This window comes from Pedobacter sp. SG908, assembly GCF_011759615.1.
GTDB classification, from domain to species: Bacteria; Bacteroidota; Bacteroidia; order Sphingobacteriales; family Sphingobacteriaceae; genus Pedobacter; species Pedobacter riviphilus.
Genome location: NZ_JAAOYY010000003.1, coordinates 431,697 through 444,006, shown reverse-complemented (window position 1 = coordinate 444,006; position 12,310 = coordinate 431,697). Strand labels below are relative to the sequence as shown.

Here is a 12,310-nt window from a genome sequence, read left to right as displayed (position 1 = left end):
TGAGTGCTGTTACTTGTTGAATATCTACATCAGCCCTAAAACGAATCATGGATACATTAAATTTTAATTGCGACATATACCAGTACAGACAACCACTTTTCGATCGCGCATTAGCATATACGCGTGATGAAGACGATGCGGCCGATTTAGTTCAAGATACCTTTATGAAGGCTTTTAGGTTTTCTGCTAAGTTTGAAATGGGAAGCAATGTGCGTGCCTGGCTTTTTACCATCCTAAAAAATACCTTTCTTAATCATTACTATAAGGTAAAGCGCAAAAATGAAATGATCCAGCAAGAAGAGGATTTAACTTCTGTTCAACTGGTTCCAAGTGCATCTTCGAATGGTGGTGCTGCTAAGTTTATGATGGAGGACATCCAAAAATCATTAAATGCCTTACCGGAGGACTGCCGTTTTTGCTTTTGCCGTTACTTTGAAGGTTATAAATATCATGAAATTGCTGCCGAGCTCGATATCCCCCTAGGTACCGTAAAAACCAAAATACACGTAGCAAGAGGTCTTTTGAAAAAGATGCTTAAAAATTATAAATCTGGTTTGGCTGCCTAATATTCTTTTTATTTATTCGGTAAATTCAGGTATAAATACGTCATCCGAGCAAATTAACTTCAATTAGATTTGTTGCAAATGAGCAATACGCTAGTTAAGAAAATTCTTGTGGTTGATGATGATGAGAATATTCATGACATCATAAACTTAATTTTTGAGGAAGAACATTATCAAATAAAAGGTGTTTTAGATGCCTGTGATTTAGAAGCAACAATAGCTAATTTTCTGCCAGATATTATTTTATTGGATATACTTATTGGTAAGTATGATGGTCGGGATATTTGCAATAAATTGAAGCATAATCCTAAAACAGCCTACTTGCCTGTTATATTGCTTTCAGTCATGAACATGGATAATTTATGCTGCTCGCCTAATGATACCATCGGAAAACCTTTCGATATTATGGACCTCCGGCAGAAAGTGAAAGCATCGCTGAATAAATCTTCTTAAAGCTTGTTCGAACAAAAAAAGGGATAGACTAACAGCCTATCCCTATATCTAAACTCAAACATGCGCTCAAACATGAATGAATCTTCAAAATTAAACATTTTAATTTGTTATTAGTTTTAAAAATAGTGTAAATGATTGCATGTTATAAGTACATTTTCACCATTTTTAATTTACTATGTGAAATACTTAGTTTCATTTTTGAGTTTTATTGCTGAGATTTATAAAATGAAACCGTTATGGTTTTCAAAAATCTTACTGCAGATTAATTATGATACCTACCCGCAGGTAGGGTTTCATTACCTAAAAACATATTGATACAGATGAAAATAGCAACATATAATGTAAACGGAATAAACGGTCGCTTACCTGTTCTGTTACGCTGGCTGGAAGAAACCCAGCCCGATGTAGTGTGTTTACAGGAATTAAAAGCACCGCAAGAAAAATTTCCTGAGCAGGCTATTAAAGATGTTGGTTATAATGCCATTTGGCATGGACAGAAAAGTTGGAATGGCGTTGCTATATTAGCTCGAAATCTGGAAATAAAGGAGTTAAAGAGAAATCTGGATGGTGATCCGGAAGATTTGCATAGCCGATACATCGAAGCAATGGTTAATAATGTAATTATTGGTTGCCTTTACCTTCCGAACGGCAACCCGGCGCCTGGCCCTAAATTTGAGTATAAGTTACGATGGTTTGAGCGTTTTACGGCCCATGCAGCAAAACTATTGGAATATAATTTACCAGTAGTTTTATGTGGCGATTATAATGTAATACCTACTGAGCTGGATGCATATAAACCAGAACGCTGGGTTGAGGATGCTTTATTCCGTCCAGAAACCCGTCTGGCATTTCAAAATTTAATGGCGCAAGGCTGGACAGATGCGATCAGGAAATTATACCCTACCGAAACGATATATACCTTTTGGGATTATTTCAGGAATGCATATGGTAGAGATGCGGGATTAAGAATTGATCATTTTTTATTGAGTCCTCAGGTTAGTGATCGCTTAAAATCTGCGGGAGTAGATAAGCAAGTGAGGGGCTGGGAAAAAACAAGCGATCACGGTCCGGTATGGATTGAACTAAGTGAGGTATAAACTATAGCAGGTTATTCTTTTAAATCGGTTACATCTAAAATTGTTCCTATTAATTTTAAGCACTCGCCATCCTGCTGAGATAGTATTCCATCGGCTTTAATCCATCTAATTTCTCCGTCAGGCCTACAAATTCTGTATACCGAGCGGTAACTGTTTTTTTCTCTCGAAACCGTAAGTTCGATTTCATCCTGAACATGATCGAGATCTTCTGGCAAGATTAAACCTAAAACGGTTTCATAAGTTAAAACCCTATCTGGCGGGCAACCTAAGTTTTTTTTAAATGACCGGGTTGAACGGAGTATGCCTGTTGATATACTCAACTCCCAAAAACCAAGACCAACATGGTCGAATACCACATCCCAATGATCATCGCAAATAATGGATAGATCAATATTTTTTTTATTTGTACTCATAAATAAAGGATAAACTATTTGGGCAAATTACACAAACAATGTAAAGATATTTTGAGTATTAGTAAAAATAACCTGATGCTCAGTTATTTAAGTCGGATAGTGAGCATAATTTTCTTTTGGAATATACTTGTTGGTTTTATAACAAAGGATAAGCAAACAGAAGGTTTCGGTTTAAATTACCTTAAGTAATAGTGCCTGATTTTTTTGAGATCATCGTCGAGCTCGTAGATCAACGGAATACCTGTGGGAATTTCTAAAGCCGTAACTTCTTCGTTTGATAAATTATCGATATATTTTATAAGCGCTCTTAGGCTATTTCCATGTGCGGATATAATTACTTTTTCATTTCTACTTATAGCTGGAACTATAGATTCGTTCCAATAGGGGAGCACCCTGGCGATGGTATCACTCAAGTTTTCAGTTAGCGGTAATTCTTCTGGTTTTAAAAGCTGATAGCGAAGGTCGTTTCCCGGAAACCGTTCATCATCTCTTGTAATTTGAGGTGGTTCTTCATCAGGATCCCTTCTCCACTTATAAACCCGAGCTTCACCATATCTCTCTGCAGTTTCCGCTTTATTTAAACCTTGTAAGGCTCCATAAAAGCGCTCGTTTAAATGCCAGCTTTTATGTTCCGGTATCCAAAGGTGATCGAGGTCTTCAAGAATAATATGGAGCGTTTTTATCGCCCTTTTTAGTAATGAAGTAAAAGCAATATCAAAATTGTAATCGTGTTTTTTTAAGATTTCGCCTGCTTTTTTGGCCTCCTGATAACCATTTTCTGATAAATCAACATCAGTCCAACCTGTAAAACGGTTTTCCTGATTCCAAACACTCTGTCCATGTCGAATGAGTACGATTTTTTTCATTTATTTATCTTTATATGGAACCTCAGCTTTAAATTAAAAAGGTTTGAAGATAAATCCTCAAACCTCTATATTGTCTCACCTCTTGCTTATTTTTTTGCCTTTTCAATCGTCTCTTTTTGAGCTGTTAAATCCTTATAGTAGAAATAACCACCAAATCCTAAGATGAGGATGATATTACTGAATTTAAAACTATGATCAAGCCAATAATTAAGTGGTGGCACATTACCACTAAAACTCTGTTTAATATTCGGCCAGGAGTTAAGAATGAAAATAACAAAGATCATCAGTAAAACCTTTAAAAAGGTGCTGATAATGATTTTTTGGTGGTTTACTTTTTCCATTATTTAAACTCTCTGAAATCCTGACCGTTGGTAATGTTCAATAGGCTTTCATAAATGAGGCTGATTACGTTGTCAACATCCTCTTTGTGTACCATTTCTACGGTAGTATGCATATAGCGTAGCGGCAGCGAAATTAATGCTGATGGTACACCACCATTCGAATAGGCAAAAGCATCGGTATCGGTTCCGGTAGAACGCGAAGATGCCTGGCGTTGAAATGGAATATGGTTTTTCTCAGCCGTTTTAATCAATAGTTTATTTAAATTGGTTTGCACAGCCGGGGCATACGAAACCACAGGCCCTTTACCTGCCGATAAATCACCTTGAATGTTTTTATTAATCATCGGCGTAGTGGTATCGTGCGTTACATCGGTAATAATGGCCACATTTGGTTTAATGCGCTGCGCAATCATCTCAGCACCACGTAAACCAATTTCTTCCTGTACAGAGTTTACAATGTATAAGCCAAAAGGAAGTTTTTTCTTGTTCTCTTTTAATAAACGCGCTACTTCGGCAATCATAAAGCCACCCACACGGTTATCTAAGGCACGGCCAACATAATAGCGGTCGTTCAAAACCATAAACTCATCTTCGTAAGTAATTACACAGCCAACATGGATGCCTAATTTTTCTACCTCTTCTTTTGTAGTACAGCCACAGTCTAAAAAGATATTTTTTAATTCTGGTGCCTGTTCTTTTTCGCCATGGCGGGTATGGATTGCTGGCCAACCGAATACCGCTTTAACCAATCCTTTTTCGGTATGAATATTTACGCGTTTTGAAGGTGCAATCTGATGATCTGAACCGCCATTACGGATTACATATATTAAACCATCTGCAGTAATGTAATTTACATACCACGAAATTTCATCGGCATGTGCTTCTATAACTACTTTAAAAGCAGCTTTAGGATTAATAACACCTACAGCGGTACCGTAGTTATCGATAAAATGTTCGTCGATATATGGTTTTAAATAGTTTAACCAAAGCTTTTGTCCTTCCCATTCGTAGCCCGTAGGTGCAGGATTATTGATGTATTCTTCAAGAAACTGCAGCGATTTTTTAGTAACCACAGCAACATGTTTTTTCTTTTCGTCGTCTTTTTTCTTAGCCATATTAATAGATATGAGATTTGAGTATTCAGATTTGAGACATCATACTCACTTTTAACTTAACTTGATAATTCTTTTTCCATTACCACAAAATCGTAACCATCTTTAAAAAAGGTTTTATCGGTTTCGTGGAAGCCAAATTTAAAATAAAATTCCTTAGCATTTACACGTGCATTGCACCATAGTTTTGTCGCTTTTTGAATTTTACAAAAATCAAGGATATAGGCCATTAGTTGAGAGCCATAACCTGCTTTTTGAGTATCGGGCAGAATGGCAAGTTTACGGAACTGATAAACATCCCCATCATGAAACAGAGAAACTACTCCGGTTAACTTATGATCGAGATATAACCCAAAATGGATGCCATCAAAATCATCAGGAAGCTTAACACGATCAAAAGGTAATTCCGGATACATGGCCTCATGCCTGATCCGCCAGGTTAAAGAAGGAAATATCTGTTCAATCTGGACCATACTTATAATAAAAAGTTAAAGCCTTGCGTTTTTAGATTTCATGAGATTTTTATCGATTAGTTATTTGTTTTTTCTTCCGTAAAACTGATAGATTAAAATATTGAGAACAATTATACCCGTCATTCCATAACAGAACAATGTCCATCCACCTTGATCCCAAAGCCATAGGCCCAAGGCAGAGCCACAGCTGGCACCAATAAAACTTACCGACATAAAAATGGTGTTCAGTCTGTTTCTGGCTTCTGGTATTAAGGTGTAAATTCGGGTCTGGTTGGTTACATGTATGGCCTGCTGACCGATGTCTATGAGTACTATGCCGATTACAAACAGATATAAATGGCTGCCCGTAAAATAAAACAAAGCGATACTAACGATTTGTAATATAAAACCAATCATTAAGTTTTTGCGCGGATTGTTACCATCGCTTAATTTTCCAACCAATGGTGCCGCCAATGCGCCTGCCGCTCCTGCAATTCCAAATAACCCGATCTGTAAAGTCTGGAAATTAAATGGTGGGCTGGCTAAAAACAATACCATGGTAGTCCAAAATGCACTAATTATGGCAAAAGCCAGGAAGTTAATAATCGAGGTCTCCCTTAAGGCAGGTTGGGTTTTAATGTAACCGAACATCGAACGCATGAGTTCTTTATAGGTACCTTTAAAAGCGGGATGGCTTTGTGGAAAACGTTTGGCCATTAAAAAGATCAGCAATCCGCATATTCCCGCTGCGATATAGTAAACAGCTCTCCAGCCTAGCCAAAAGCCAATACTACCACTTACCGCCCGTGAGGCTAAAATTCCAACCAGCAAACCACTCATAATCATCCCAATATTGGCCCCTCGATTCTCGTCAGTACTTAGATTAGCCGCTAAGGGTAAAATCAATTGAGGTACAATCGAGCAGGTACCAATTAAAATTGAAGCAACTTCGAGTACAAAAAAGGTATGGGAAATCGCAGCAACCAGTAAGGCGAAAATCGCAAGTCCGGTAATTACGAGGATCTGTTTTTTACGTTCAAACATATCACCCAGTGGCACTAGCAGGAAAAGGCCTAAAGCATAACCAATCTGTGTAAGGTAGGTAATCCTTCCCGCATCGGTTTCGGTAAGATTAAAATCTTTTGCAATTAAAATTACCAAAGGTTGGCAGTAGTAAATATTTGCAACAATTAGGCCTGTGCAAAAAGCCATGAGGAGGATATCGGCGCGTGATAATTTCTGAGTAATCTGCATGTGAGTCTTGAGTCGGAAGTCCTCAGCCTTGAGTATTAATAGTCTGGATTGATACAAACCTAACTATGGACTAATGACTATGGACTGTTTTCTACAAAGGTATATTTCCATGTTTCTTTCTTGGATTATTCACCACCTTATTTTCTAACATCTTAAAAGCTTTTATCAACTTTATGCGGGTGTGGGCTGGTTCAATTACCTCATCAACAAAGCCGCGTTCTGCCGCACGATAGGGGTTGGCAAAGATGTCTGAATATAATTTTTCTTTCTCCAGCCATTTTTCTTCAGGGTTTTCTGCTGAAGTAATTTCTCTTTTAAAAATAATTTCCGCGGCACCTTTTGCACCCATTACCGCAATTTCTGCACTTGGCCAGGCATAGTTCATATCTGCACCAATATGTTTGCTGTTCATTACATCATAAGCACCACCATAAGCTTTTCGGGTAATTACAGTAATGCGTGGTACAGTAGCCTCGCTAAAAGCGTATAATAATTTTGCACCATTGGTGATAATGCCATTCCACTCTTGGTCTGTACCCGGTAAAAATCCCGGAACATCTTCAAATACCAATAATGGAATATTAAAGCAATCGCAAAAGCGCACAAAACGAGCGGCCTTGGTAGAAGAATTACTATCTAAAACACCAGCCAAGTAAGCGGGCTGATTGGCTACTATACCAATACTTCTCCCTGCAAGGCGGGCAAAACCTACCACAATATTTTCAGCATAAGCGGCATGCACTTCTAAAAAGCTATCAATATCGGCTACGGCTGCAATTACTTCACGTATATCATAAGGCTGTGAAGCATTTTCGGGCATAAAAGTGTTTAGTTCCGGTCGGCTTTCATCGGCTGCCTCATAAGGTAAATGATCGGCTATTTCCTCACAATTTTGCGGCATATAACTCAGTAGTTTCTTTACATGGTTAATGGCCTCAATTTCATTGGCACAGGCGAAGTGGGTAACGCCTGATTTTGTAGCATGCGTGCTGGCACCTCCTAATTCTTCGGAGGTTACTTCTTCATGCGTTACCGTTTTAACCACATTTGGGCCCGTAACAAACATATAAGAAGTATTTTCTACCATCAAAATAAAATCGGTAATGGCTGGCGAATAAACAGCGCCACCTGCACATGGCCCCATTATGGCCGATAGCTGCGGAATTACACCCGAAGCCTGTACATTTTTATAAAAGATATCGGCATAACCGCCCAAAGAAACAACCCCTTCCTGAATACGTGCACCACCGCTATCATTTAAGCCAATTAATGGTGCCCCATTTTTCATGGCCATATCCATAAGCTTGCAAATTTTCTCTGCGTGGGTTTCAGAGAGTGAACCTCCAAACACGGTGAAATCCTGAGAGAATAGATAAGTTAACCTGCCATTAATTGTTCCGTAACCCGTTACCACACCATCACCCAGATATTTTTCCCGTTCCATGCCAAAGTCGGTACTTCGATGGGTAACCATCATACCAATTTCTTCGAAGCTCCCTTCATCCATTAAAAAATGGATGCGCTCCCGAGCTGTAAGTTTACCTTTTTTATGCTGACTGTCGATTCGGGCCTGTCCACCACCATGGTTTGCCTGGTTGATTTTATCTTTAAGTAATGCTATTTTTTTGTCCATTGCAATGCTATGAGATTTTAAAATTAAAAATTACTAGCGGTAATACAAGATAAGCGAGGTGTTATTTTATCCGAGCCTAACACGCAATTTTGAGTAAAGCAGATGGCCGGACTACGGTACCACTGAAACTGACCTTGCATTTCCCAAAAAGAAAAAACATTAGTATTAATAGGAAACGGCTGGTTCTGTGCTTTTGGCAGTTTCAGCCCCGCTTTTTGGTACGAGTTCCGATTGAAGGATCGGAAGCTCTTCCCGGCAATCGGGTTTATTTAACCTGGGCTAGTGCAGGGAACAGTGGATTTTATCCGCCATAATAAAAACCCGCTATGGTAAACAGGCCATTGTGAACTAAACCAGGCAGTAGCAGGCATCCCCATTATTTTCAATCGGGATAAAGCGAATGGTGGGGCTCCAGTACCCATAAAATGCTGCCCTTTCATTTCCTAAAAGGAGAAAATATTAAAGAATAGGAAATGGTTGGTTCTGTGCTTTTGGCAGTTTCAGCCCCGCTTTTTGGTACGAGTTCCGATTGAAGGATCGGAAGCTCTTCCCGGCAATCGGGTTTATTTAACCTGGGCTAGTGCAGGGAACAGTGGATTTTATCCGCCATAATAAAAACCTGTGGTGGTAAACAGACCATTGTGAACTAAACCCGGCAGTAGCAGGCATCCCAATTATTTTCAAATCGGGATAAAGCGAATGGCGGGGCTCCAGTACCTATAAACTGCTGTCCTTTCATTTCCTAAAAAGAGAAAATATTAAAGAATAGGAAATGGCTGGTTCTGCGCTTTTGGCAAATCCTGCCCCGCTTTTGTAAAAAATGTAGCGGTCTATTTGTTATATTACATTTTTTTTACAGCTTAAAACATTGAAAAACCAATAATCCGTTTATTTTTGTAACCATAAGAATTAAAACAACATTATAATTTTAGATGTTTTTAAGGAAATACAAGTATTTAATAGTTGCCTCATTCATGTTCATCTTCATGGCAAAGATGGGTATATCTGGTGCGCCGGTATTTTGTACAAGTATTGACAAGGAAATCATGAATGCCGTAATCATGCAAATTGAGTTAGAGCATGAAGGCGGGAAAGATACCGCCAAAGACACTGCAAAGTTTACCGATTTCAAACTTGTTGAACTTAATCATCCAATCTTTTCTTACGAGTTCTCTTCAAGCCATTTCTTTTTGAAGAGCAGTTTTATCGAACATTTTAAAAGATATGTAGACCCATATCATCCTACTGTTCCAACACCGCCGCCTAACTTTATCTAGTTTTTTATTATTTGGGGTAATTGTTGTGCCTACTCACTTGAATTGAGCATAAATGCTGTGTTAAAATTTTTACACTGTATTGCTGCGCTTTCAGAATATGCATTAAGATTTCCCCCGCGATTTATTCGTTAAAATTTACTAGATAATTATATCGTTATGCAAAAGTTTAACCCGGCCTTTTCAGGTTCGGACGTGAAGAAATATATTCTTAAAAAGAATTTAAAGAAAGATTTACCTGCAAGTATTGTAGTGTTTTTGGTGGCGTTGCCATTGTGTTTAGGTATTGCACTGGCCTCAGGTGCACCGTTATTTGCGGGTTTAATCACCGGAATTATTGGCGGGGTAGTGGTTGCCTCTTTTAGCGGCTCGCAACTAAGTGTGAGTGGCCCTGCCGCGGGTTTAACCGTTATTGTATTAGGTGCCATCACATCATTGGGTAGTTATCAAACCTTTTTACTTGCAGTTGTACTGGCAGGAGTATTCCAAATGATTTTAGGCCTGGTTAAAGCCGGAACTATTGGTAATTACTTTCCTTCGAGTGTAATTGAGGGGATGCTTGCAGCAATCGGACTGATTTTGATTTTAAAACAGCTGCCACATGCGTTGGGTGTTGATACCGATTTTAGTGGCGACGAAGGATTCTTTCAACAAGATCACGAAAATACTTTTTCTGCGATTACTGCAGCATTAAGCCATTTTAGTTTGGCCGCGGTGGTTATCAGTTTATTATCGATAGCTATTCTGATCGTTTGGCCTAAATTTCCAAAATTGGCGGTTGTACCTGCTCCATTGTTAGTTGTTGCTTTAGGCGTTCTTGGAACTATACTTTTTGCCGGTACAGATCACCCATTACGTGCTGATCAGATGGTAAAAATCCCCGTGGTAAGTGGTTTTGGCGAATTTTTAGGTCTATTTACCATGCCCGATTTCTCTCAGTTGGCTAATAAAAATGTTTATATTACAGCAGCAACTATCGCTGTTGTTGCAAGTTTAGAAACTTTATTAAGCATTGAAGCTGTTGATAAAATAGATCCGATTAAGCGTGTATCGCCAACAAACAGAGAGCTAATTGCTCAGGGCTTAGGTAATGTTGCCAGCGGTATGGTGGGTGGTTTACCTATGACATCGGTAATTGTTCGTAGTTCGGCAAACGTAAATGCTGGTGCCAGAACCAAGATGTCGGCTATTTTTCATGGTGTTTGGTTGCTGTTATCGCTGTTGTTTATTCCAGGACTAATTAACATGATTCCATTATCGTGTTTAGCTGCAATTCTTTTGGTAACGGGATACAAATTAACGCGAATCAGCTTATTTAAACACATGTACCACAAAGGCTGGGATCAGTTTGTGCCATTTGTGGTTACGGTATTAGCCGTATTATTTACCGATCTGTTAAAAGGCGTAGCTGTTGGTATGTTGGTTTCGATTTTCTATTTATTACGTACCAATATGCGTAATCCGTTCTTTTATAGGATATCGAATGATGGCGATAAAAAGCATATCAGGATTAAACTGGCAGAGGAAGTTTCTTTCTTAAATAAAGCAGCGATACAAGTAGTTTTAACGAATATTCCAAAAGAAACAGATGTAATTATTGATGGTTCGAATGCCAGGTATATCGATCCTGATGTATTGGAAACGATTTATAATTACAAACATAATGCCTATACCAAGGGTATTATCGTAACGTTGGAGAATATCCAAAAACATTATACAGTACCAAAATTAAATATTAAAGTAGAAGAAGATATTAATAAATTATAGTTATGTGCGCAAAAACAATAGAAACGAAAGATATAACATACGATAGCTTATTGCAAGGAAATAAGGACTGGGTTAAAGATACGATCGACAGCGATCCTGCCTTTTTTGATAAACTTTCTGAAGGCCAAAGTCCACCGGTATTGTGGATTGGTTGTTCTGATAGCCGCGTGCCTGCAAACCAGATCACAAACACTAAACCGGGCGATATTTTTGTACATAGAAATATTGCCAACGTGGTAGTGCATACGGATATGAATTTACTTTCCGTACTGGATTATTCCATTAATGTATTAAAGGTTAAACATGTTATTGTTTGTGGTCATTACGGCTGCGGTGGCGTAAAAGCTGCATTAGGCAATAAACAGGTTGGTATTATAGACAATTGGCTGAGAAATATCCGCGATGTATACCGTACGCACGAGCGTGAAATGGCTACAATCAAAGATCCTGATCAGCGTTTTGACCGCTTAGTTGAACTAAACGCCATTGAAGGTGCTGCAAATGTAACCAATACATCAATTGTACAGAGTGCCTGGGCCAATGGTCAGGAATTAGCTGTACATGCCTGGGTATACAGTTTAAAAACAGGAATCATTAAAGACATGAAAGTAACCTGTACTTGTCTTGATGACGTTGCTCCTGCGTTTAAAGTAGGATAAAACATCTCCATAGATGTTATTTTTTAGTTGTTAGGAAAAGCCCGGATTTATCCGGGTTTTTATTTTTCTGCGCTATCCGGCATATTCCCCGCATGTCCCTTGTTGCCTTTTTCGGCATCTGTTCTTGCTTCTTCAGATCCAAAATCGCCCACTCCAAAATTTCGGCCAAGGTTACCAGCATCAGTTTCTACCGTGTTTTTATTTTCTTTAGCATTACTTCGGTGGCGGGGAACCAATTGATCTGGCATGTTGGTTTTATCAGCAGTGTTATCTGCCTTTTTATTATCCAGATTTTCGTTGTTATCTTTTGCGTTTTTCATGATCTTCTTTTAAGCTGTTATATAAAACAGAATAAAAGAAGATTAGTTTTACATCTTTAAACTGGAGTGGTATAGATCTGGTCGGTTAGAAAAACCAACCAATCGA

The 12,310-nt window shown here is 38.6% G+C and carries 14 protein-coding genes; 6 read left to right on the top strand and 8 right to left on the bottom strand.

Going from position 1 to position 12,310, the window contains the following annotated elements:
- Positions 1-47: 47 nt before the first annotated feature.
- From FHT21_RS22530 to xth, 3 genes are all read left to right on the top strand, one after another.
- Positions 48-566 carry a sigma-70 family RNA polymerase sigma factor gene (locus FHT21_RS22530; RefSeq protein WP_167296979.1) on the top strand — a complete coding sequence of 173 codons (519 nt, stop codon included), beginning with the start codon at positions 48-50 and terminating at the stop codon, positions 564-566.
- Between the two features lie 78 nt (positions 567-644).
- Positions 645-1,016: a response regulator gene (locus tag FHT21_RS22525; protein ID WP_167296978.1), complete on the top strand. Its 372-nt coding sequence runs from the start codon at positions 645-647 to the stop codon at positions 1,014-1,016.
- 320 nt (positions 1,017-1,336) lie between these two features.
- Positions 1,337-2,113 carry an exodeoxyribonuclease III gene (gene xth, locus FHT21_RS22520; RefSeq protein WP_167296977.1) on the top strand — a complete coding sequence of 259 codons (777 nt, stop codon included), beginning with the start codon at positions 1,337-1,339 and terminating at the stop codon, positions 2,111-2,113.
- Positions 2,114-2,124: 11 nt separating this feature from the next.
- Here the strand turns inward: xth and FHT21_RS22515 are convergent, their stop codons facing one another.
- From FHT21_RS22515 to FHT21_RS22485, 7 genes are all read right to left on the bottom strand, one after another.
- Positions 2,125-2,526: a PAS domain-containing protein gene (locus FHT21_RS22515; protein ID WP_167296976.1), complete on the bottom strand. Its 402-nt coding sequence runs from the start codon at positions 2,524-2,526 to the stop codon at positions 2,125-2,127.
- 176 nt (positions 2,527-2,702) lie between these two features.
- Positions 2,703-3,392, bottom strand: coding sequence for a 2,3-diphosphoglycerate-dependent phosphoglycerate mutase (gene gpmA / locus FHT21_RS22510; protein ID WP_167296975.1), 690 nt, complete (start codon positions 3,390-3,392; stop codon positions 2,703-2,705).
- A gap of 86 nt (positions 3,393-3,478) precedes the next feature.
- On the bottom strand, positions 3,479-3,733 hold the full coding sequence (locus tag FHT21_RS22505; RefSeq protein WP_167296974.1) for a hypothetical protein: 255 nt from the start codon (positions 3,731-3,733) through the stop codon (positions 3,479-3,481).
- Positions 3,733-4,848 (bottom strand): M42 family metallopeptidase, encoded by a 1,116-nt coding sequence (locus FHT21_RS22500; protein WP_167296973.1) that lies wholly within the window; start codon positions 4,846-4,848, stop codon positions 3,733-3,735. The genes FHT21_RS22505 and FHT21_RS22500 overlap by 1 nt, the downstream gene beginning before the upstream one ends.
- Positions 4,849-4,904: 56 nt before the next feature.
- A complete protein-coding gene (locus FHT21_RS22495) occupies positions 4,905-5,318 on the bottom strand; it encodes a GNAT family N-acetyltransferase (protein WP_208399017.1) in 414 nt (137 codons plus the stop codon).
- Positions 5,319-5,378: 60 nt separating this feature from the next.
- The gene (locus FHT21_RS22490) at positions 5,379-6,551 is read right to left on the bottom strand and encodes an MFS transporter (RefSeq protein ID WP_243854078.1); all 1,173 of its coding nucleotides are present in this window, start codon (positions 6,549-6,551) and stop codon (positions 5,379-5,381) included.
- Between the two features lie 91 nt (positions 6,552-6,642).
- Positions 6,643-8,184, bottom strand: a complete 1,542-nt coding sequence (locus FHT21_RS22485) for an acyl-CoA carboxylase subunit beta (protein WP_167296972.1) — start codon at positions 8,182-8,184, stop codon at positions 6,643-6,645.
- Positions 8,185-9,158: 974 nt separating this feature from the next.
- On the opposite strand from FHT21_RS22485, the gene FHT21_RS22480 reads away from it, so the two are divergent.
- The 3 genes from FHT21_RS22480 (at position 9,159) to can (ending at position 11,884) form a co-directional block, all read left to right on the top strand.
- Complete coding sequence (locus FHT21_RS22480) at positions 9,159-9,461, top strand: hypothetical protein (protein ID WP_223833410.1); 303 nt, start codon at positions 9,159-9,161, stop codon at positions 9,459-9,461.
- A 156-nt stretch (positions 9,462-9,617) separates the two neighbouring features.
- Complete coding sequence (locus tag FHT21_RS22475; RefSeq protein ID WP_167296970.1) at positions 9,618-11,225, top strand: SulP family inorganic anion transporter; 1,608 nt, start codon at positions 9,618-9,620, stop codon at positions 11,223-11,225.
- A gap of 2 nt (positions 11,226-11,227) precedes the next feature.
- The gene (gene can, locus FHT21_RS22470; RefSeq protein ID WP_167296969.1) at positions 11,228-11,884 is read left to right on the top strand and encodes a carbonate dehydratase; all 657 of its coding nucleotides are present in this window, start codon (positions 11,228-11,230) and stop codon (positions 11,882-11,884) included.
- Between the two features lie 59 nt (positions 11,885-11,943).
- Here can and FHT21_RS22465 read toward each other — a convergent pair whose 3' ends face one another.
- Positions 11,944-12,204, bottom strand: coding sequence for a hypothetical protein (locus FHT21_RS22465; RefSeq protein WP_167296968.1), 261 nt, complete (start codon positions 12,202-12,204; stop codon positions 11,944-11,946).
- Positions 12,205-12,310: the final 106 nt, after the last annotated feature.

Coding starts and splice junctions, on each gene's coding strand:
- can (WP_167296969.1), top strand. CDS start 11,228: ATGTGCGCAAAAACAATAGAAACGAAAGATATAACATACGATAGCTTA.
- FHT21_RS22515 (WP_167296976.1), bottom strand. CDS start 2,526: ATGAGTACAAATAAAAAAAATATTGATCTATCCATTATTTGCGATGAT.
- gpmA (WP_167296975.1), bottom strand. CDS start 3,392: ATGAAAAAAATCGTACTCATTCGACATGGACAGAGTGTTTGGAATCAG.
- FHT21_RS22530 (WP_167296979.1), top strand. CDS start 48: ATGGATACATTAAATTTTAATTGCGACATATACCAGTACAGACAACCA.
- xth (WP_167296977.1), top strand. CDS start 1,337: ATGAAAATAGCAACATATAATGTAAACGGAATAAACGGTCGCTTACCT.
- FHT21_RS22525 (WP_167296978.1), top strand. CDS start 645: ATGAGCAATACGCTAGTTAAGAAAATTCTTGTGGTTGATGATGATGAG.
- FHT21_RS22475 (WP_167296970.1), top strand. CDS start 9,618: ATGCAAAAGTTTAACCCGGCCTTTTCAGGTTCGGACGTGAAGAAATAT.
- FHT21_RS22465 (WP_167296968.1), bottom strand. CDS start 12,204: ATGAAAAACGCAAAAGATAACAACGAAAATCTGGATAATAAAAAGGCA.
- FHT21_RS22505 (WP_167296974.1), bottom strand. CDS start 3,733: ATGGAAAAAGTAAACCACCAAAAAATCATTATCAGCACCTTTTTAAAG.
- FHT21_RS22480 (WP_223833410.1), top strand. CDS start 9,159: ATGTTCATCTTCATGGCAAAGATGGGTATATCTGGTGCGCCGGTATTT.
- FHT21_RS22490 (WP_243854078.1), bottom strand. CDS start 6,551: ATGCAGATTACTCAGAAATTATCACGCGCCGATATCCTCCTCATGGCT.
- FHT21_RS22500 (WP_167296973.1), bottom strand. CDS start 4,848: ATGGCTAAGAAAAAAGACGACGAAAAGAAAAAACATGTTGCTGTGGTT.
- FHT21_RS22485 (WP_167296972.1), bottom strand. CDS start 8,184: ATGGACAAAAAAATAGCATTACTTAAAGATAAAATCAACCAGGCAAAC.
- FHT21_RS22495 (WP_208399017.1), bottom strand. CDS start 5,318: ATGGTCCAGATTGAACAGATATTTCCTTCTTTAACCTGGCGGATCAGG.